Origin of the sequence: Sulfuritalea sp. (assembly GCF_017302275.1) — a bacterium.
Lineage (GTDB): Bacteria > Pseudomonadota > Gammaproteobacteria > Burkholderiales > Rhodocyclaceae > Sulfuritalea.
In genome coordinates this window covers 1-19838 of record NZ_JAFLDR010000058.1, presented here as the reverse complement: position 1 = coordinate 19838, position 19838 = coordinate 1, and the positions used below count along the sequence as shown (strand labels likewise).

Below are 19838 nucleotides of genomic sequence, written 5' to 3'. Positions count from 1 at the left end.
CGCGCTTCGCTCGCGGCCAGGCCTGGCTCGACGCGTTGGCGGGAGGACCGGCGGACTCGTCGTCCCGCTCTTCGTCCGACTCGCCGGCCTTGCTGCGTCGCCTCGCGGCGCCGCTGCCAGCGCCGCCACCCGAACTGGCGCGTCGCCATCGGCGACTGGGCTGGCGGCAGATCGACCTCGACTTTGCCGCGCGCCACCCCCCCGGCCACGCCATTCACCGGGCACTGGCCGCGCTCGCGGTAGGCAGCCGGATCGCGCTGCGCCAGACATCGGCCGGCGCCTGGCGATTGTGCGATGCGCAAGGGGTCGACATCGGCGCCCTGTCGCAACACTTCGAACCGGAAACCGACATGCACTGCATCGAAGCCCGCGTCGCCGCCATCCATGTGCGCCGGCCGAAGGACGTGGCGGAGGCATACAAGTCGCGGATCAACGCGCAGTGCGAATCCTGGGAGATGGTGGTTCCCGAGCTGGTGTACGCGCCGGGCAGTTGACCAGGGTTCAGGAGGCAGGTGGTCGGGTCATCGGCAAAGCAACGCGCGGCGACCAAATCGAATCGCTCGCACTGCTCGTCGTGGACCTCGCGTTGCGAAAGATCGCCTTGGTGGCGAACGCCGCGCGTGAATTTCCCCTATCGCAAGGCGTACCAGACGCCCCTGCCAGCGCCGTGCTGACCCAGATGACCTTGCTCGACCAACGCCCGGAAATGCTGCTTGAGCGTGTTGCGATTGCCGCCGGTCAGTCGAATCGCATCGCCCATCGTGATGCGTCCATGCTCGCGTGTGAACTCGACGATTCGTAGCGACAACTCGGGTAGCGAGGCCAATACCAGCTTCTCACGCTCGATCTTGCGATCGAGACGGCGGACCTGCTCGGCGAGCGCACGCAGGAAGAACATCAGCCATGGTTGCCAATTCGGCGCACGCGTGCGGATCGTGCCTTGCGTTTGCCGCAACGCCAGGTAGTAGGCCTCCTTGCTTTGCTCGACCACGCTTTCCAACGAGCTGTAAGGCACGTAGGCATAGCCGGCCTGCAAGAGCAACAGGGTTGTGAGAACACGGCTGAGCCGGGCGTTGCCGTCCTGGAAGGGATGGATCTCGAGGAAGACCACGATCCGGATACCGATCAGCAGTAAAGGGTGAAGCTGTCCCGCCTGACGCTCTGCGTTGAACCAGCCGATCAGTTCAGCCATCAGGCGTGTCGAATGGCGTCGCCGTTGCGAAGACGACGCCCAGTGGTTTCCCGCCCTCAGCAAAGGCCACTACGCTGTTGGTAGTCGTCTTGTAGTTGCCCCGATGCCATGCATCCTCCTCGCTGTAGATCAGGAGATCGCGGTGCAACTGCTTGATGTGCTTCTCGGTCAGCTCGATGTCCTGCCAGGACGAGAATACCCGTTCCATGACCTCGGCGTAGCCGGCTACCTCTTGTTCGTCGCGGGTGGCGAAAGACTTGATCTGCAGATTGGATAGCAGGCGCTGGACCTCGCGATCGGACAGCCTGCTGCCCTCGATGCGGGTGGATAAACCGATGCTCTCGATGGTGGCGACCCGCCGCAGCGCAGCCAGCCGATCCGGCGCCAGCGTGCCAAGCGCGCGCCAAGCCCCCTTGAGCTCATCGATTCCGGCGATGAGACTCAGGATTTCCGGGGTTATCTGGACGGCATGCGAGACGATCATGGCCGACAATACTACATTCAATTACACCCATTTCAACAGGAGCCCAGGAACCGTGCAGGGCGTAACGTTTCGCCATGGGGCAGGTCGCTCGGGCAAAGCCGACGCGGTTGGCGAAGATGATCACGAGTAGGTCGCCGATCTCGTCGGCTTCCTGGCCTCGGATCAGGCCGCCCAAATCTCGGGCCAGGCAATCCAGATCAACGGCGCGCTGATCTGGCGCTTCGCGTGAAGGGGCAATTCGAGGTCAAGGGCACACGTGGAGAGCACTCTCTGTACTCTCTCTGCCTACGAGGTGTCGTCCAAGAGGCATGGTCCAGGCACCCCGGGATTGCGCGCCTATCGGCCTTTGCGGTCGCTCAAGGAGTTTGAATCCCAAGTCGTCTGTCGGCCATGAAGCTGCCGCAGCAATCCTAGGGAACAAGTGAGGGTGATTATCTGCCCGCCTTCCTTGCCTCAGCCAGTCGGTCATAGACCTGGCTACCCAGCCATTTTGAGACGAGTTCTTGCATCTCCGGCTTGCCCATGTAATCGGAGAACAGGTCCTCGTTCAGTTCCATCCGCTCGATGAACAGGGACTCGAGCACCTGCCGGAACACCAGCTGGAACTTGTCGAGGGAGTTGACCGCTGCCGCCTTCTGCAGTGATTCGTTCAGGCTCGCCGCTTCAGCGATCTGATCGAAGAATAACTGGTCCGCCTCGTTCAACTCGCCGCCGAAGCGCTGGTTGATCATATCGATCAGGCGAGACAGCGAAACGAGCTCTTCACGTACCATGCCCGACCCCACCTCGCGCGGGCCGTCCAGCGGTTTGGCATAGCCCTCGTCGAGGCTGATCGAGCCTTCACTGATCTTCTGCAAGCGATAGTAGTCGAGCTCGACCTCCTCGTCGAACTGGTAACCCGGCCCGCTCTTGCGCTTGGGCAGCTTCAACGCGAGGTGCCGCAGGTACGTGAACAGCTTCTCCAGATCGCTGTCCTGGTAGGGGATCACCTGGCTCAGAAAACCGTAAAGATTGCGGAAGGCCTGCAACTTGCCACGCCACAGCTCGGCCTCCTCTTCTTCCGTGTTCTGCCACTGCACGAAGCGCGCGACCGCCTGATCGAGAATCGCGTTCATCGTCTTGTGGTCGCCGGGGCTCTGGCGGCGCTTCGGGGCGAAGAACACCTGTGCCAGTTCGGCCACTTCCGTCTGGAGGTAGATCCCCGAGGCATCGAGCTCGGCCTTGACCTCGTAAAGCCTGTCGGGATCGACCTGCTCGCCCATCTCGGAGCCTTCGTAGTATTGACGGAAAGCCTCCTGGATCTCGCCGGGCTCATTGACGAAATCGAGCACGAAAGTGTCGTCCTTGAGCGGATGGGTACGGTTCAAGCGCGACAGCGTCTGCACGGCCTGAATACCTGCCAGGCGCTTGTCCACATACATCGTGTGCAGCAGCGGCTGATCGAAGCCGGTCTGGTACTTCTCGGCCACCAACAGCACGCGGAAGTCCGGCTTGGCGAAGGCGTCGGGCAGTTCCTTCTCCTTGAGGCCGCGATTCATCTCGACCTCCGTGTACGACTTCTCCGGAATTCTGTCGTCTTCCACCGTACCGGAGAACGCCACCAGGCTCTTGATCGGGTAGCTCTTTTCCTGGATGTAACGGTCGAACTCCTGTTTGTAACGAACCGCCTCCAGCCGCGAACCGGTCACCACCATCGCCTTGGCATGCCCGCCGATCTTGTGCCGGGTGAAGTGCTGGAAGTGCTCGACCATCACTTCGGCCTTCTGCCCAATATTATGTGGATGTAGGCGCATGAAGCGGGCCAGCGCCTTGGCGGCCTTCTTGCGCTCGACGTTGGGGTCGTCCTCGGCCTTCTTGATCAGCTTGTAGTAGGTCTTGTAGGTGACGTAATTCTTCAGCACGTCCTCGATGAAGCCTTCCTCGATCGCCTGGCGCATGGTGTAACGGTGGAAGGCTTGGCCATTGCGGCCGAAGATCGCCAGCGTCTTGTGTTTGGGCGTGGCGGTGAAGGCGAAAAAGCTCATGTTCGGCTGATGGCCCCGCTTGGCCATGGCGAGGAACAGGCGCTCCAGCTCAACTTCGCCTTCCTCTTTTGCCATCTCCTGCGCCTTGCGGCGCAGCTCCGCGCCGCCGAGTACGCCCTTGAGTTCCGTCGCCGTCTCGCCCGATTGCGAGCTGTGCGCCTCGTCGATGATCACCGCGTACTTGCGCGTGGGCAGATGGCTCTTGCTGCCTTCGCCGCGCTCCTCGCTCAGCCTGGCCAGCTGCCCGGACACGAACGGAAATTTCTGCAAGGTGGTGATGATGATCGGCACGCCGGCTTCCAGCGCCTCGGCGAGCTGGCGCGAATCCTCGTCGATCTTCTGCACCACGCCCTGCCGGTGGTCGAACTGGTAAATGGTGTTCTGCAACTGACGATCCAACACCACCCGGTCGGTGATGACCACCACGCTGTCGAAAACCCGCTCATCGCGTTCGTTGTGCAGGCTGGACAGGCGGTGCGCCAGCCAGGCAATCGTATTGCTCTTGCCGCTGCCTGCCGAGTGCTCGATCAGATAGTTATGTCCCACACCTTCGCTGGCAGCGGCTGTCACCATCTGGCGCACCGCCTGCAACTGGTGATAGCGCGGGAAGATCAGGCTTTCCTTGCGAATCTTCTTGCCGTCGTCGGTCGTCTTCTCTGCCACATCGAGATGCAGAAAGCGGGCGAGCAGGTCGAGCAGGCTGTCGCGTTGCATGGCCTCTTCCCACACGTACGCCGTCTTGTAGTTGCGCGCATCAAAGTCGGGCGGGTTGCCTGCTCCGCCGTCCACGCCCCGGTTGAAGGGCAAGAAGTGAGTGGAGGAACCGGCCAGGCGCGTGGCCATGTGAGCTTCTTCGGTATCGACCGCGAAATGTACCAGCGTGCGTTTGGTGAACACGAAGATCGGTTCACGCGGGTCACGGTCGTGGCGGTACTGGTGGATCGCATTCGCCGCCGTCTGTCCGCTCAAGGGGTTCTTGAGTTCCAGTGTCACCACCGGGATGCCATTGACGGACAACACCACATCCAGCGACTTTTCCGACTTCGGGCTGAAGTGCAACTGGCGGGTGAGCCCCAGCCGATTGGCCTGATAGCGCGCCTCCAGCTCCGGGTTCAGGCCGTGCGCCGGGCGGAAGAAGGCGATCCGCAAGGTCTTGCCGAAACATTTGAAACCGTGACGCAGCGTGGCCAGCGTGCCGTGGGTGTCCAGCCACTTGCACAGCGATTCCAGCACCCGCGTGCCGGTCTGCTCGCCGTGCAACGCCGCCAGCTTCTCCCACACCTTGGCCTGGGTGGCACAGATGAAGTCCAGCGCTTCATCGGGGAAGATCGCCCGCTCGCGGTCAAAGCCCGTGCCGTCGAGCGGCGTATAGCCCTCGCCAAGCAGGACCGACTCGATGGCGGTTTCAAAAGCGGCTTCGCTGGTGCGCTTCATGCTGGGTTCCGTGGTCGGTGGGGGTCGAGAAGGGTCAAAGCACCACCGCAGTCAGCGCGCCCTGGCCGGCACGACGGGCGCATCTTCACCCCGCACCACCGGCTTGCCGTTCTCCCAGGTGACGGCGTACTGACCCAGACGCCGCTTCTTCTCCAGAACATTCGCAACGGACTTCCGGAGGGCGTCCAGTTGCTTCTGGCCCTCCGGGGATGGGGTCGTGATTCGCCTGGCGTTCATCGTTCGGCCTTCTCAAGCAATAACTGATAGTGGTCAGCGCGCAGGATGTCGCGCTGGTCTCCGCACTGTTCGAAGACCAGCTCCGGATTTTCACCATCGTTCATGAAGCAGATGCAGCGGTCGACGCGCTGACTGAAGTCGTCCAGCAGGTGGCGCAGGCTGCGCGGGAAGCGCCGCTCGATGTCCGCCTCCGGGATGGCGTGCCCACCGTGGGCCACCCGCTCGGCGACGCGCAGCTTTGACATCTCGGCGCTGGGCAGCGCCAGATAGATCAGGTCCACCCGCCAGCCGTCGCGGCGCAGCCGGTCGACCATGCGCAGATAGGTGCGTCCAGCCAGGGTGGTTTCGAACGCGAAGCTTTCACCGGCCATGATCCGGGTTTCCAGCTCCCGCAGGAAGATGCGGCTGGCGGCCAGCAACTCCCGCTCCGGGGCGAGCGGCGCAAGCCCGGCGGCGATCAGGTCGGCGTTGACGAAGTGGGAGCAGCCCACCACCGTGGGCAGGTACTCCAGCGCAAAGGTGGTCTTGCCCGCGCCGTTGGGGCCAGCGATGATCCAGCAGGTGCGGGTCATCCGGTCATTTCCTCCAGCGGGATCTGGTCGGTGACGGCGGCGGTGATCAGCGCGGCGCGGCGTTCTTTCAGCAACTCCACACTACCTCGGACAGCCTTCCGCTGAAGATCGATTCGTTTGGCGCCGTCCCTAATTTCAAAAACGATGCGCTCTTGCTCTTCAAGGGGAGGGACCGGTATGCGTATCGCGCTGAGAGTCTCTCGATTGATTTTTGGCATTGCCACCCGAGCCGATTCGAGTTCGGCCCACGCCGAGAAATCCTCGGAGAGAAGGAAATACTGGAGATATTCCGGCATCAACCTTTCAGAAGGACGGAGCGCATACATGTCCGCGCTGCACAAACAGTCGTCCTCGGCCAGCACCACCTTGCGCAACGCGGGACGAATTTTCGAGTAGAGAACATCTCCTTGCTTGCACAAGTACTTGCCGCTCATGGCACCTTGATCCGCAGAGGTCTCCGTATGCGTAACTTCACCGGTGCGTGACTCGATGTGATTGGGCGCCACGAGAATCATTTCTAAAAATCTGTCATCTTCAGGGTCTACCTGCCCTTCAGATATGAATACATCCCATGAGAACTTGGTCGTTGGCCAATGCGCCGGAATCTCGCCCAGCCATTCCTGGCCGGTGGGTTTGAGCGGGGCTTTGGGGTCGAGGCCACGGGTGACGACGCGGCTGATGAGGGCGGCGCGCTTTTCTTCCAGCAGCGCCAGCATGCGCTCTTTCTCGGCAATCAGCCCGTCGATGCGGGCGGTTTCTCGGTCGAGGTAGTCGGCGATGATCGCCTGTGTTTCAATCTTCGGAAATCCAATCGCGAGCGAGCCAATGAAATCCCAGCTTGCCCGCGGCATCTTTGCGCCGAAGGTTGATGCATTAACAGCCCCGACAAAGTCAGGAGCGAGTACCGAGTAAAGCAGAAATGGAGGGTGAAGAACTTCCACCGGCCGCATTACGAGTAACTCAGTGGAACATACACCGTCGCGAGGGGCATAGCATGCCTTCGCCAAGTAGGGGCGAAGCTTCCCAAAAAGAACGTCGCCTTTCCGGAAAACATTGGCCAGACCTGCATCGCCTTCGATCTCATTTGCCGATCGTGGTACGGATTCGATAATCCGACCAGTCCAAGACTCGATGTTCTCAAGTCCGAGATAGTCAGGGGTATCGGAACCTGCTGCTGTGCGCTCGTTTCGCAGTGGCGCCGCAAACTTCAAGCGCGCTGTTTGCCAAGCAGTAACAAGGCTTGATGCTGTCGTGGGTGTCATTCAGTGACCTCCCGCAGCAACTCCCGAATCCGCTGCTCCGCGCGGGCTCGCGCGTCAATCTCGCGCCGATTAACCGGCGGCACTGCCGCCGTGTCCGATCTCATCATGGCCGCTCCTCCACAGCGCGATACGCCTGTTCCGGGTCGTTGGGCACCTCGGGCCGGGTCATGCGGATGCGCGCCGCTTCCAGCAAGGGCTGCACATATTTTTGCCGGACGTACTCCGGGTTGCGTTGCAGTAGCTGCCCCAACTCTTCCAGCCGCCAAGGGCGCTGGTGCAACAGGTCGAGGACGACATCGCGGACGGCATCAGGCGGGCTGCGACGCCCCAGAGCGCCAACGCGGGCCGCCAACTCACCGGGAAGACCGGCAAGCAGCGTCTGGCGGAGTTTGGTTTTCCGTTCGGCTTCGGCCTTATCTAGGGAGTTGGGGTCCCTAGACAAGGCGCCCAAGTCCCTAGATAAGCTCAGGGGGTTACTAGATAAGCCGTCGGGGTTACTGGACAAGCTGTCATCGTCACCCAGCATCTTGCCGGTGGGCTGGTACCAGGTGGCCGAGCCACGACCCTTTTGCTGGAGCAGACCCGCGTCGCGCAATTTTTTCAGCGACTGGCTGGCGGTCAGGGTGTCCACCTTGTTGATGTCACGCCAGGTGGCGTTGTCGATGGCGCCGACTTCGCGGGCGACGACGAGCGCGCGGGCCTCGGCCTCGGACAGGTGAAGATTCTTGAAGCGCGCCAGCCACGCCAGATCCTCCGGGCCCAGAAAGTGGTGGAAAAATAGGCGAACGACGAACTGATCCTGCCCGCGGTCGGATTCGAACAGCGGTGGCGCCAGCCCGGCCTTCTCGCACATCTCGCGCATGACGCGCACGCCGCTGCCCTTGGTTTCGGCAAAGCGGGTATCGTAGAGCGCGGCGGCGAGCTTGGGGTTGCGCGGCAGCGAACCAGGTTCGCTCAGGTGATCGGGTGATTTGAGCGAAAAGCCGGGGTTGCGGATTTCCAGGCGATTGCTGTAGCGGATGATCTGCACCGACGCATGGCTGCGGTAGCTGCGGTGCATCAGCGCATTGACGACGGCTTCGCGGATCACGCGTTGCGGCACGATGGGGCTGTCCTTGCGCTGCAGGTCGCCTTCGGCGAGGCCGAACGCCTTGGGCAGGTCGTCGAGGATGGCCGCCTGCACGCGGCGGATGAGCCGGAACAAGGGGTCGCGCAGTTCCAGGCTGTCGAAGCGCCGCTCGGGGTCGGGCACCCACTCGCGGCCGGGAACGCGGATGTAGTCGACCCGCGTCATCGGGAAGATGCGGCGCAAGGCGACCGGCTTGCCGAACAGGACCAGCCCGGCAACGGTGGGCTGCCATTTCCCGTCCGCGTTGAGCCGCACGCAGCCTAGCGCCTGCAGCAAATCTTCATCACTCCAGCGCAGTTCCTCGGCATCGGGGTTGGTGTCGCGGCGCGACTGGCGGTAGTCGGCGAGGGCGTCGGGGGAGAAGTCGTCGAACGTGCCGTCCGGCACCAGACCGGCATCGAAGCTCTCGTGCTGTCGAACCTGGTAGAGCGCAATCAGGTCGTCTTCGCTACAGCGCTGATCGGTGCTGCCGATGCGCCGAAAGGCGCCGCGCGGCAAGCCCTGCGCCTTGAGATAGAGCGGCTTGTCCTGTGGCGCAGCCTCGGGCACGAATACGGCGATCACCGTCTTGCCGTCGAGCACCTCGGCCTGGATGTCGAGCCGCAGCGGCCGGTTGAACATGCTCGCAGCCTGGCTGGCCAGATCAGCGCTGACCTTGTCTGGGTGGTTGAGTCCCTGGATCTCATAGGCGGGGAACAGGGCCAGCTCTTCGCGCGTCACGCCGAGCAGCAGCCAGCCGCCTCCGAGGCCCGGCTCGTTGGCAAAAGCGCAGACGGTTTCGAGCAGCGATTTGCCGATCTCGTCGGCGCGCTTGGCCTCGATGCGCTCGTTTTCGTCCAGCAGGTTGAGATGTTCGAGCAGTTCCTGCGCGGTCACTGCGTTACCTCGCTGAGCAGGCAGAGGATGCGCTTTTCCACGGCGGCCAGTTCGGCATCGATCTCGTGCAACGGGCGCGGCGGCTGGTACTGGAAGAACACGCGGTTGAAATTGATCTCGTAGCCCACCTTGCCGAGGCCGCCGTCCTGCTCGTCCAAGGTTTCGCGGTCGATCCAGGCGTCGGCCACGTAGGGGCGCACCTCGCGCAGCACGTAGCTGGCGATGTCCTCCTTCAGTGGGATGTTCTCGGCATCCTTGAGTGCTGGGTCGGGTTCGTACTCGATGCAGACGCCCTCGCCCCGAGCCCCTCCCCCGCGGGGAGAAGAGGGAATCTTATGGAGGCCCAACAGGGCGTAAAGCTCATCCTTGTTGATGTCGACGGGCACGGTCTGGCCGGGGAACAGAGCGGCACGGTCCAGTGGCGCGACCTTGTGATGCTTGGCGATGACGGGCGCAGCCTCGGGGTCCACCGTGGTGAAGCAGTCGCGGAAGATCTTCTTCTGCACCGTGCCCTTGGCACCCTTTGCCCAACCCTCGATGTCGTCGGGCAAGGTCCTGAACACCTGCTGAATAGCGTCCCAGGCCTGGTTCCAGTCCAGCAGCGGTTCGTTGCCGAGCTCGTCCTGCACGGCCTGCAGGGCATCGAACAGATCGGGGCAGGTGTTGAGGAAGCGCTCGCGGGCCTCGTCAGTGATCTGGAAGCGCAGGCGTAGCGGGCGCAGCACGCTGATGCGGCGATAGCCGAAGTCGGTGTTGTCGAATACGCGGCTGGTCTTGCTGTCTGCACAAGCGCCGTGTTCGCGGGTAACGGCGTCGAGCGCCGCTTGGTCGAGGTAGCGTCGCTTGTCGCCCAGGCTGCGCTTCATTGTTGTGTAGCGCTCACGGGCGTCGATGAGCTGGATCTTGCCCTTGCGGTGGTCGGCCTTGCGGTTGGTGACCACCCAGATGAAGGTGCCGATGCCGGTGTTGTAGAACATCTGTTCGGGCAGGGCGACGATGGCTTCGAGCTGGTCGCGCTCGATGATCCAGCGGCGGATCTCGCTTTCGCCGCTGCCAGCGCTGCCGGTGAACAGGGGCGAGCCGTTGAAGACGATGGCAGCACGCGAGCCCGGCTTGTCGCGGTCGCCGGATTTGTAGTCCTGAAACTTGCTCATCATGTAGAGCAGGAACAGCAGGGCACCGTCGTTGATGCGCGGCAGCTTGCCGCTGTAGCCGCGGAAGTTGGGCCAGCGGTCGATGACCTTCCTTTCCGCCTTCCAGTCCACGCCGAAGGGCGGGTTGGCCAGCAGGTAGTCGAAGCGGTGCTCCGGAAACGGGTCGTCGGTGAGGGTGTTGCCCAGCATCACCTGGCCGTCCTTGTGGCCCTTGATCAAGAGGTCGGAGGCGGCCACGGCATAGGAGCGTGGGTTGTAGTCCTGCCCGAAGACCTTGACTGTGGCTTGTTCGTTGTGGGCGCGGATCCAGTTCTGCGCCTCCGCCAGCATGCCACCCGTGCCGCAAGCCGGATCGCAGATGGTGACGATGACGCCGGCCTGAGTGAGCACACTGGTGTCGGGTTCCAGCAGCAGGTTGACCATGAGCTGGATCACTTCGCGCGGGGTGAAATGATCGCCGGCCGTTTCGTTGGCGGCTTCATTGAAGCGCCGGATCAGGTCTTCGAACACCAGGCCCATGGTGATGTTGTCGACCTTGCGCGGGTGCAGGTCGATCTCGGCGAACTGGGCGACCACTTGATACAGACGATTGGACTCTTCGAGTTTCTCGATCTCCTTTTCGAACTCGAAGCGCTCGAAGATCTTGCGGATGTTCTCGGAAAAACCCGCGATATAGTCGGCCAGATGGCGGCCGATGTTGTCCGGATCGCCTTTGAGCTTGGGGAAGTCGAGTTGGCTGTGGTTGTGAAAGCCCAGCGCGGTGCCGTCTTCATCCTTCGCCAGATTGTTGAGGATGGCGTCGATATTGGGGATGCCCTTGCTGCTCAATTCGGCATGGCGCTTGAGCACGGCCTCCTTGCTGGGCGCCAGCACAGCGTCGAAGCGGCGCAGCACCGTAAGCGGCAGCATCACGCGCTCGTATTGCGGTGGGCGGTAGGGGCCGCGCAGTAGGTCGGCGACAGACCAGATGAAGTTGGCAAGTTGTTGAAAGTTAGCGGTGGCGCTCATGTCTTGATTCTGAGATGTGAGGAGTCAATTGGCATCGCAATTGCCCGATTTCTTGTGCCCGTGATGATCACGACCATTTGACTTTCCGGTATGCATGAGCACTGCCTGACAAGATCAAGCCAAGGGTAGCATTTCAAGGGCTGCTTTTGGGTGCGAGAGACGTAGCGCTTATTCTTTCTGAATGTCCTACCCGGCGCGCATAACGGACAGTCCGCTTTTGGCGACCATGAGTCAGCCTTGGCCAAAGATCTGACGTTCCCAGTGCCAGGAAATTCTGACCGAAGTGAAGCCGATCTGCGACCTTGCCCGCAATCTTTGCTCGACCACGCTTTCCAACGAACTGTAAGGCACGTAGGCATAGCCGGCCTGCCAGAGAGCAACAGGGTTGTGAGAACACGGCTGAGCCGGCCGTTGCCGTCCTGGAAGGGATGGATCTTGAGGAAGACCACGATCCAGATACCGATCAGCAGCAAGGGGTGAAACTGTCCCGCCTGACGCTCTGCGTTGAAGCAGCTGATCAGTTCAGCCATCAGGGATGGCGTGTCGAATGGCGTCGCCGTTGCGAAAACGACGCCCAGTGGTTTCCCGTCATCGGACAGCCTGCTGCCCTCGATGCGGGTCGATGAACCGATGCTCTCGATGGTGGCGACCCGCCGCAGCGCAGCCAGCCGATCCGGCGCCAGCGTGCCAAGCGCGCGCCAAGCCCCCTTGAACTCATCGATTCCTGCGATGAGACTCAGGATTTCCGGGGTTATCTGGCCGGCATGCGAGGCGATCATGGCCGACCATACTACATCCAATTACACCCATTTCTGCAGATCCCCAGGAAACGGGCAGGGCGTAACGTTTCGCCATAGGGCAGGTCGTCGGTCAAAGCTGTCGTAGCCGTTCCGAACGAGCCATGCCAGCTAGAAGTTTGATACCAGCCGTTGCCGAGGGTCGGAAACCGAACAACCGTATTCTCTATCTCCCACCCTGACGGCTACTTTGGAATCATTCGAATATTGATCAGGAAAGCCCGCAACTCATTGATTGATATTGAACCATCGCTCGTTTACAATACTGAGTAATTTTACTCACCATTGTAAATTCAGTGATTCCAGCCTATCAACGCCCTGAAACCGCAACACTGAAAGAGCGTCTGCGCGAGCCGCCACGATTCCTGATTGTTGTCGCTGGCCCACGCCAAGTTGGCAAGACGACATTGGTGCGCAGTGTGCTTGCTACCTATCCGCCAGAACGCTACTCCTTCGTCGCCGTGGATGATCCGGAAGACTCTTCTTTGCCGCGCGCAGATCCGAGTTCTACCCCTACCCGGCGCCAAGCGACTGCGCCCCGCGACTGCGCCTGGCTGGTCGACATCTGGCAGCGAGCCAGAAAAGCAGCGCAGAGAAGCGCGGATGGCCACGTCCTTGTCCTCGACGAAATTCAGAAGATTTCGCGCTGGTCCGACACCGTGAAGGGCTTGTGGGATGCTGATCGCGCGGAAGGGCTGGCGCTGCACGTCGTCCTTCTTGGCTCGTCGCCGTTGCTGATGCTGCAAGGCATGAGTGAAAGCCTTGTTGGCCGCTTCGAGCCCATCCACCTCACCCATTGGTCTTTCCGTGAAATGGCCGATGCCTTCGATTTCGACCTGGAGGACTACCTCTATTTCGGTGGCTACCCCGGCAGTGCTCCGCTGATCCGCAGTGAGCCGCGCTGGCGCAACTACGTCACTACCGGCCTGATCGAGCCAAGCATCGAGAAGGACATTCTGATGATGACACGGGTCGACAAGCCCGCGCTGCTGCGCCGGCTGTTTCATCTCGGCTGCCGCTACTCGGGGCAAGAACTTTCCTACACAAAGATGATGGGCCAGTTGCAGGATGCGGGAAATACCGTGACACTGGCCCACTACCTTGAACTGCTCGGTAACGCCGGGTTGATCCGTGGTCTGCAGAAATACGCCGGACAACACCATCGCCGCCGTTCATCATCACCCAAGCTCATGGTACTGAATATGGCCTTGATGTCGGCCGGGTCCGGTTACACAAAAGCCGAGGCCCAAGCCGACCGCAGCTATCGCGGCCGCGTAGTGGAGAGCGTTGTCGGCGCACACCTGCACAACACGGCTGCGCCGGACTGCCGCCTCCATTACTGGCGAGATGGAACCGACGAGGTGGATTTCGTCCTCGAACGCGGACAACGGCTCGTCGCCATTGAAGTAAAAAGCGGTGCCGTGCCGGCGCAACTGCGTGGCCTTGCCACCTTCGAACGCGAATTCGGCGCCTGCCGCCACCTGTTGATCGGCGACGGTGGCATCCCTCTGGCCGAGTTCCTTTCCTATCCGGCGGAGCACTGGTTTTGAGCCAAGTCGTCGATCCCGACCTGCTGGTGCCGCGCACCTGCACGACGCGCAACGAGCAAAGCGGCGAACGCAAGAGCCAGCCGCTGGAGGATTTTCGTGCCGTACCGGCCTATGTGCTGCTCGGTGACCCCGGTGCCGGCAAGACCAAATCGTTGAAGCGCGAGGCAGCGGCCACCGGCGGCCATTACCTCCCGGCGCGCACCTTCGCCACCCTCGAACCTGGCCCACAGCTTGCCGGCAAAACATTGTTCATCGATGGCCTCGACGAAATGCGTGCGGCCGGCGGCGACGGCCGCACACCGCTGTACCAGGTTCGGCAGCATCTCGACCGTCTCGGTCGTCGGGCCTTCCGGCTCTCATGCCGCGAGGCCGACTGGTACGGCGACAGCGACCGTGCCGCCCTGCTAGAGGTTGCGCCTGGTGGCTTGCTCGCCGTCCTGCACCTCGACCCGCTGAGCGACGCCGATATCGCCTGGTTGCTCGCATGCAAGTTCGGCCGCACCGATCCGGCGGATTTCGTCCACCAAGCGGAACGCCACGGACTGGCCGGGCTGCTACGCAACCCGCAGACGCTGACCCTGCTGGCTCGCGCTGTTGGCGAAAGCTGGCCCGACGGTCGCCGCAAGACCTACGAACTCGCCTGCCGGCAACTGGTGCGCGAACCCAACGCGGAGCGCCGTGCGGCGACGCGCGCCAGCGCACGGACGGACGATGCCCTGCTCGACGCGGCAGGTTTCCTCTGCGCCGTGCAGCTGCTCGCGGGTATCGCCGGCTTTGCCCTCGACGACGACGCGGTGGACGATCAGCACAGTCTCTGGCGCGAGCTTGCCGCCTCCTGTGACACACCATTGCTCGATGCGCTGGCCAGCGGCCTGTTTCAGCGCGACGACCGCGAACAGCAACGCATCCCTGTCCATCGCAGCATCGCCGAATACCTCGGCGCACGGCATCTGGCGGCCCTGATCGACAGACAAGGCTTGCCGCTCGGTCGCGTCGTTGCACTCATGGCCGGCGAGGACGGCGGCATCGTGTCCGACCTGCGCGGCGTAGCCGCTTGGCTCTCGGTACATTGCCGCGGCGCGCGCGCCGAACTCGTCGAACGCGATCCACTTGGCGTCGTGCTCTATGGCGATGTGCGCGACTTCCCGATCGATGACAAGCGCCGCGTGCTCGCCGCGCTCGAAGCCGAAGCCAAGCGCTATCCCCATTTCCGCTTTCAGGACTGGACCGCCGTACCTTTCGGCGCTCTGGCCACGCCCGACATGGTGCCGACATTCCTGGAATTGCTCGCTGACCCCGCACGCTCCGAGGCCGACATCGCCCTGCTCGACTGCGCGCTGGATGCGCTGCACTACGGCCCGCGGTTGGCCGAAATCGCAGCGCCGGAGGAATTGCTGCGCTTCGATGCGCTGCTCGAGGCCGTGGCGCGGGATGCGAGCTACCCTTCGCACATCCGCCACTCGGCCCTGAAGATTCTGCTGCGCGACCTGCCGCGCCATGCCGCTCGCCTGGTCGCCATTGCCAGAAGCGTGCAAGCCGGAATAGTCGAGGACAACGACGACGAGTTGCTCGGTTGCTTGCTGACGGAGTTGTTCCCCGAGTTCATCCGGCCGGCGGAATTGTTCGACTTCCTGCACCAGGAAAAGCGGGATCGCCTCATCGGCGTCTATCGCATGTTCTGGGGACATCATCTGCCGAAAACTGCGCAGGCGGAAACGTTGCCAGAACTTCTCGACCAGTTGGCACAACGAAGTCCGGCCTTGCGCAAATCGCTCGACGATCTGCAGGTGGAACGTATGGCTGGCGGCCTGCTGGCGCGCGCACTGGAAGCGCACGGTGACACCATTGACGATACGCGCCTGTACGATTGGCTTGGTGCGGGATTGGACGAACACGACTCGCCGCGCATTGATGACCAGCACCAAAAGCGTGTCGCCGCCTGGCTTGCGGCGCGGCCGGAACGCTACAAGGTGACGTTGCTTGTCGGCGCTGCACGCTGCATCGGCAAGGAAAACGTCTGGTTCTGCCTGTCAAATTGTGCGTCCCGCCTGTACGGCGCGGAGCCACCAGCCGACATCGTTCCCTGGTACCTGGACCGGGCGGCAGCCGCAACGCACGGCGAATTTCAGCACTTTTATTTTGCGCAGGCCGCATGGCGGCTGATCGGCCAAGGTGGACAGGGATTTCTGACGCTTGATGCTCTGGACTACCTTTCCCCCTGGATTGCCGCGCATCCGGAGTTTGAAGCCTATCTACGAGGTTTCGTTTCTTGCGACATCGACGATTGGCGCAGGAAAGACGCGGCCAGAAAGCGCGAGCGGGACAAGGATCGCGAGCAACGGCAAGAGGGCTGGCGCCGGCATTTCCATGAGCATCTCGACGCGATCCGCGCCGGCAGCGCCCATCCAGGCATCCTGCACGAGCTGGCGCAGGTCCATCTCCGGCGATTTCTCGACATCGAGGGGGAGACGCCGCACGAGCGTCTTGCCGATTTTCTCGGCGGCGACGAAGAACTCATCGCAGCCGCCTACGCCGGCTTCCGTCGCTCCCTCGACCGCGACGACCTACCCAGCGTCACCGAGATCATCGATCTCGAAACAAAAGGTCGCATGCACCTCATCCGCCAGCCTTGCCTGGCCGGCATGGAAGAACTCTACGGTAGCGATCCAGACGCGGCCATGCAACTCGGCGAAGAAGTGCTGCGCAAGCTACTGGCCTTTCGCCTCACCTGGGTCGCCGAGAAGGATTCGGACTGGTTTACTGCCTTGGTCAAGGCCCGGCCTGTGCTGGTTGCCGAGGCACTCGTTGCCTGCGCCCTGCCGCTGCTGCGCAAGGGGCGTGAGCACTTGTACGGCATTTGGCAACTCGCTTACGACGACGACTTCGCCGCAGTCGCCCGTACGGCGCTGCCCGATCTGCTCAAGGGCTTTCCTCTGCGGGCCAAGAACCAACTGTTGGCGAACGTGCTCGACCCGCTGCTCAAGGGCGCGCTGCGCCATCTCGACCGAACGACACTCGCCGGCATTGTCTCGGCACGGCTGGCGCAGTGCAGCATGAGCGCTGCGCAGCGCGTGTATTGGCTCGCCTGCGGCCTGATGATCGCGCCGCATGGGTATGGGGCATTGCTTGCCGCCCACATCGGCAAGAGCAGGACCTTGGCTGTGCATCTCGGAGCATTTCTGCGTGATCGCGAAAGGCTCCCTTGCGCGAGCGACAATCTGCCCGAGTCGACGCTGGCCCTGCTGATCGAACTGCTGGCACCGGGCAGTCCTCCCGAACGCCCGCTGGGCACGCACTGGGTCAGCCCGACCATGCAGACCGCTGACGAGGTGCGTGCCTTCATCGACGCGCTCGGCGGCAACCCGAGCGAAGCCGCCAGGCTGGAGCTGGAGCGTCTGCTGACCATGTCAAAGCTGGAACCGTGGCACAAGCGCTTATGTCATGCCGCGCAGGTCCAGCGTATCGCTCGCCGCAAGGCGTGCTTCCAGCGGCTGGAGGTCGCTGAGGTCTGTCGCACCCTGGCCAACCGCGGGCCGGCCAATGCCGCCGATCTAGTGGCACTGGCGGATGCGCATCTGCGCGATCTGGCTGGCAAGATTCGCGACGGCAATACCAATGATTACCGACAGTACTGGAGCCTCGACGAGTCGAACAAGAAGCTGTCACGATCGAAACCGGAGAACGATTGTCGCGATGCCCTGCTGTCTGACTTGGCCGAACGCCTCGGCCGGCTCGGCGTCGACGCCATAAAGGAAGGTTATTACGCCGAGGACAAGCGCGCCGATATTCGCGTCTCCTTCGGCGGCGCGCAGGGCTTCAACGTGCCCATTGAGATCAAGAAGGACAACCACTCCGATTTATGGCGTGCGATCCACGAACAACTGATCGAACGCTACACCCGCGACCCCGGTGCTGCCGGCTTCGGTATCTATCTGGTGTTCTGGTTTGGCGGCAATGACATGCCGTTGCCCCAGGAAGGAAAGAAGCCGCGTAGCGCGGCCGAACTCGAAGAGCGCTTACGGCAGACGCTCTCCGTCGAGGAGAGCCGCCGCATCCGAGTCTGTGTGATCGATTGTGCGCTGCGGAAATACTAGGTGGAATGTTTCCGCCGGGGTAAAGAGGAGACTCCACAATGTCTACGACTCTGTATGTGTAGTCAATTGGTCATTGCAGTCGGTTTGTTTTCGTGACATCGCCGGTTGCTTTGGCCGACGGGCTGTCTGTCAGTTATCGCTCGGGGTTTTTGACCGAAGTGAAGCGCGTCTTCGAGCTTGCCCGCAATCCGAGCGCCAGTCCGGCGGTGAGGCTGCTCTCGCGACGATGCGCCCAGGCCTGGCCTCAGGTCGAGTTCGACGCCAGCGATCATCACGAACCACGGCCCACCAGGCGATGCCGTTCAGCGACGGCACCCCCGCCGGGTTGAAGACCGGGCAGTTGACGAAGTTTCAGGAGCCGGGTAATCGGGTCATCGGCAAAATACTGTAACCCTCTGTAGCGCTCAACGAGCAAGTCCGATCTTTCAAGCTGCTTACCTTGGGAAACTCGAACTCTCGACCCTAAGCGGAAGTTGAGATCACGAAAAGCAGATCAGGCTGCCATTCGATACGGCATGCTACCAGTCCCATGATGGTGAATGTAGCCATTGTTGAGCAACAGGCTTGTTATCGTCTGCTCGCTGACGTCGAACTCGGCAGCGGCTTCTTCGATGGCGTATGAAGAGAAATCGCAGTCCAGAAAAGACGTCAATAAATCGATGGGGCAAAGAAACTCTGCGGCGAAAGCGCGCTGGTACTTCTGACGGAAAGTCGATAGGTCAGTTGATACAAGCCAACGCAATTCGTGAGTCGAGGGACGGAGATACTCCCCCAAGAAACGTGCCAGCTCGAAGCGTTTCCCGGCAGGACTGTGCCTGCGCGGAACGAACTTCAATCGGTGATCGTTCATCGGTATCGCCACCGCGACTGGCGACCGTCCAACCGGCGCCGACCAATTGGCAGCAGCTTCACTGCTCATGCCCAGCAGGTCATGCAGACTGCGGTCGGGAACTGGGCCGCTGACATTGCCAATCTTGTTACGAAGAGCACGAGCGTCATGAATCGCGCGCTCCCAGGGTGCCCAGTGGTCCAGGTGATCGATGCTGTCAGGCGAGAGTTCGGGGATGCCCACAATTCCGCCGACGCTAGCCAGCTGCCCAATGAGCGCCAAATCCGGGGTGGCTCCCGACGCTGCAATCGCCGGTACCAGCTCTGACAGTGCCGCGTCTCCGACCTGGCTCTCCCACTGCAGTGCCGCGTTCAGCGCCTGCTCCGGGCACTCCTCGGGATCGAATCCCAGTTCGGCCTCCAGCTTCCGCCGGCGGACCGCCTCGGGGTCCGCTAAATCTTCCTGCACGAGGGCCCACAGGTGCGCCAAATTCGACCCAGCGAGCCCCTTGGCATCCAAGCGGGCCAGCACGCTGTGTATGAAGCGCTCGACGCTCTGCTGAAAGCCAGTCAACGTGATCATTCTCGGCACCTCCAACGCTTGCAGGTACTGCACCGACTGGTCCGGCGTCATCGACGTCCCGGCCCACACGTGAATCGCCTCACCATGTTTGACATTTCAGGGAGTCCATCAGGAAACTTCAAGCCGTCAGCCGCCAAGCACACGACTATGGAGAATCCCGATGGACGAGTCCGAAAGCCTAACCCAGATGGCGATATCGTCCAGGCTGGCGTAGCGCAGGATGCGCTGGCCGATCGGCTGGCGCAGGATGGCGAGTTTTTCCATCAGCAGGATCAGGATCGGCAGCGCCGTCACCGCGCAGGCCATGCCGATGCCGAGGACAAACTGCCAGGCCATCGCCCGCGGCCCGATCCAGCCATCGTGCAGCAGCATCAGGCCGGCGGCCAGGCAGCCGAAGGCGAGCGGCATGCCGAGCGCCAGTCCGGCGGTGAGGCTGCTCTCGCGGCGATGCGCCCAGGCCTGTCTGAGGTCGAGTTCGACGCCGGTAATCATCACGAACCACGGCCCACCAGGCGATGCCGTTCAGCGACTGCACCCCCGCCGGGTTGAAGACCGGGTAGCGGACGAAGTTTCAGGGTTTCAGGGGACGGACAGCCGGGTCATCGGCAAAGTAC

At 62.2% G+C, this 19838-nt stretch carries 14 protein-coding genes; 3 read left to right on the top strand and 11 right to left on the bottom strand.

Annotation, left to right across the window (positions count from 1 at the left end):
• Positions 1-494 (top strand): hypothetical protein (locus J0M27_RS19885; protein WP_294995997.1); only part of this gene is annotated, 494 nt, incomplete at its 5' end.
• A 137-nt stretch (positions 495-631) separates the two neighbouring features.
• Here J0M27_RS19885 and J0M27_RS19880 read toward each other — a convergent pair.
• The 9 genes from J0M27_RS19880 to J0M27_RS19840 all read right to left on the bottom strand — a co-directional run bounded on the left by J0M27_RS19880 (position 632) and on the right by J0M27_RS19840 (position 12151).
• Positions 632-1192, bottom strand: a complete 561-nt coding sequence (locus J0M27_RS19880) for a DUF977 family protein (RefSeq protein WP_294995995.1) — start codon at positions 1190-1192, stop codon at positions 632-634.
• On the bottom strand, positions 1185-1685 hold the full coding sequence (locus J0M27_RS19875) for a hypothetical protein (RefSeq protein ID WP_294995993.1): 501 nt from the start codon (positions 1683-1685) through the stop codon (positions 1185-1187). The genes J0M27_RS19880 and J0M27_RS19875 overlap by 8 nt, the downstream gene beginning before the upstream one ends.
• A gap of 422 nt (positions 1686-2107) precedes the next feature.
• Positions 2108-5134, bottom strand: coding sequence for a type I restriction endonuclease (locus J0M27_RS19870; RefSeq protein ID WP_294995990.1), 3027 nt, complete (start codon positions 5132-5134; stop codon positions 2108-2110).
• A 51-nt stretch (positions 5135-5185) separates the two neighbouring features.
• On the bottom strand, positions 5186-5371 hold the full coding sequence (locus tag J0M27_RS19865) for a hypothetical protein (protein ID WP_288127327.1): 186 nt from the start codon (positions 5369-5371) through the stop codon (positions 5186-5188).
• A complete protein-coding gene (locus tag J0M27_RS19860) occupies positions 5368-5943 on the bottom strand; it encodes an AAA family ATPase (RefSeq protein ID WP_294995985.1) in 576 nt (191 codons plus the stop codon). The genes J0M27_RS19865 and J0M27_RS19860 overlap by 4 nt, the downstream gene beginning before the upstream one ends.
• A complete protein-coding gene (locus J0M27_RS19855; RefSeq protein WP_294995982.1) occupies positions 5940-7205 on the bottom strand; it encodes a restriction endonuclease subunit S in 1266 nt (421 codons plus the stop codon). Before J0M27_RS19855 ends, J0M27_RS19860 begins: the two co-directional genes overlap by 4 nt.
• Positions 7206-7308: 103 nt before the next feature.
• Entirely contained in the window at positions 7309-9210 is a 1902-nt protein-coding gene (locus tag J0M27_RS19850; RefSeq protein WP_294995979.1) for an ATP-binding protein, read from the bottom strand.
• Positions 9207-11372, bottom strand: a complete 2166-nt coding sequence (locus J0M27_RS19845; protein ID WP_288127320.1) for a class I SAM-dependent DNA methyltransferase — start codon at positions 11370-11372, stop codon at positions 9207-9209. Before J0M27_RS19845 ends, J0M27_RS19850 begins: the two co-directional genes overlap by 4 nt.
• Positions 11369-12151, bottom strand: a complete 783-nt coding sequence (locus tag J0M27_RS19840; RefSeq protein WP_294995974.1) for a Fic family protein — start codon at positions 12149-12151, stop codon at positions 11369-11371. The genes J0M27_RS19845 and J0M27_RS19840 overlap by 4 nt, the downstream gene beginning before the upstream one ends.
• A 314-nt stretch (positions 12152-12465) precedes the next feature.
• Between J0M27_RS19840 and J0M27_RS19835 the strand changes: the two genes are divergently transcribed.
• Both J0M27_RS19835 and J0M27_RS19830 read left to right on the top strand, forming a co-directional pair.
• A complete protein-coding gene (locus J0M27_RS19835) occupies positions 12466-13719 on the top strand; it encodes an ATP-binding protein (protein ID WP_138677818.1) in 1254 nt (417 codons plus the stop codon).
• Entirely contained in the window at positions 13716-17813 is a 4098-nt protein-coding gene (locus J0M27_RS19830; protein WP_294995969.1) for a hypothetical protein, read from the top strand. The genes J0M27_RS19835 and J0M27_RS19830 overlap by 4 nt, the downstream gene beginning before the upstream one ends.
• A gap of 493 nt (positions 17814-18306) precedes the next feature.
• On the opposite strand, the gene J0M27_RS19825 is transcribed toward J0M27_RS19830, so the two are convergent.
• On the bottom strand, positions 18307-19275 hold the full coding sequence (locus J0M27_RS19825) for a hypothetical protein (RefSeq protein WP_294995966.1): 969 nt from the start codon (positions 19273-19275) through the stop codon (positions 18307-18309).
• Positions 19276-19350: 75 nt separating this feature from the next.
• On the bottom strand, positions 19351-19716 hold the full coding sequence (locus tag J0M27_RS19820; protein WP_294995963.1) for a hypothetical protein: 366 nt from the start codon (positions 19714-19716) through the stop codon (positions 19351-19353).
• Positions 19717-19838 lie beyond the last annotated feature (122 nt).

Excerpts from the sequence above, each read along its gene's own strand:
- J0M27_RS19880 (WP_294995995.1), bottom strand. The coding sequence starts at position 1,192 with ATGGCTGAACTGATCGGCTGGTTCAACGCAGAGCGTCAGGCGGGACAG.
- J0M27_RS19870 (WP_294995990.1), bottom strand. The coding sequence starts at position 5,134 with ATGAAGCGCACCAGCGAAGCCGCTTTTGAAACCGCCATCGAGTCGGTC.
- J0M27_RS19865 (WP_288127327.1), bottom strand. The coding sequence starts at position 5,371 with ATGAACGCCAGGCGAATCACGACCCCATCCCCGGAGGGCCAGAAGCAA.
- J0M27_RS19860 (WP_294995985.1), bottom strand. The coding sequence starts at position 5,943 with ATGACCCGCACCTGCTGGATCATCGCTGGCCCCAACGGCGCGGGCAAG.
- J0M27_RS19855 (WP_294995982.1), bottom strand. The coding sequence starts at position 7,205 with ATGACACCCACGACAGCATCAAGCCTTGTTACTGCTTGGCAAACAGCG.
- J0M27_RS19845 (WP_288127320.1), bottom strand. The coding sequence starts at position 11,372 with ATGAGCGCCACCGCTAACTTTCAACAACTTGCCAACTTCATCTGGTCT.
- J0M27_RS19840 (WP_294995974.1), bottom strand. The coding sequence starts at position 12,151 with ATGATCGCCTCGCATGCCGGCCAGATAACCCCGGAAATCCTGAGTCTC.
- J0M27_RS19825 (WP_294995966.1), bottom strand. The coding sequence starts at position 19,275 with ATGACGCCGGACCAGTCGGTGCAGTACCTGCAAGCGTTGGAGGTGCCG.
- J0M27_RS19820 (WP_294995963.1), bottom strand. The coding sequence starts at position 19,716 with ATGATTACCGGCGTCGAACTCGACCTCAGACAGGCCTGGGCGCATCGC.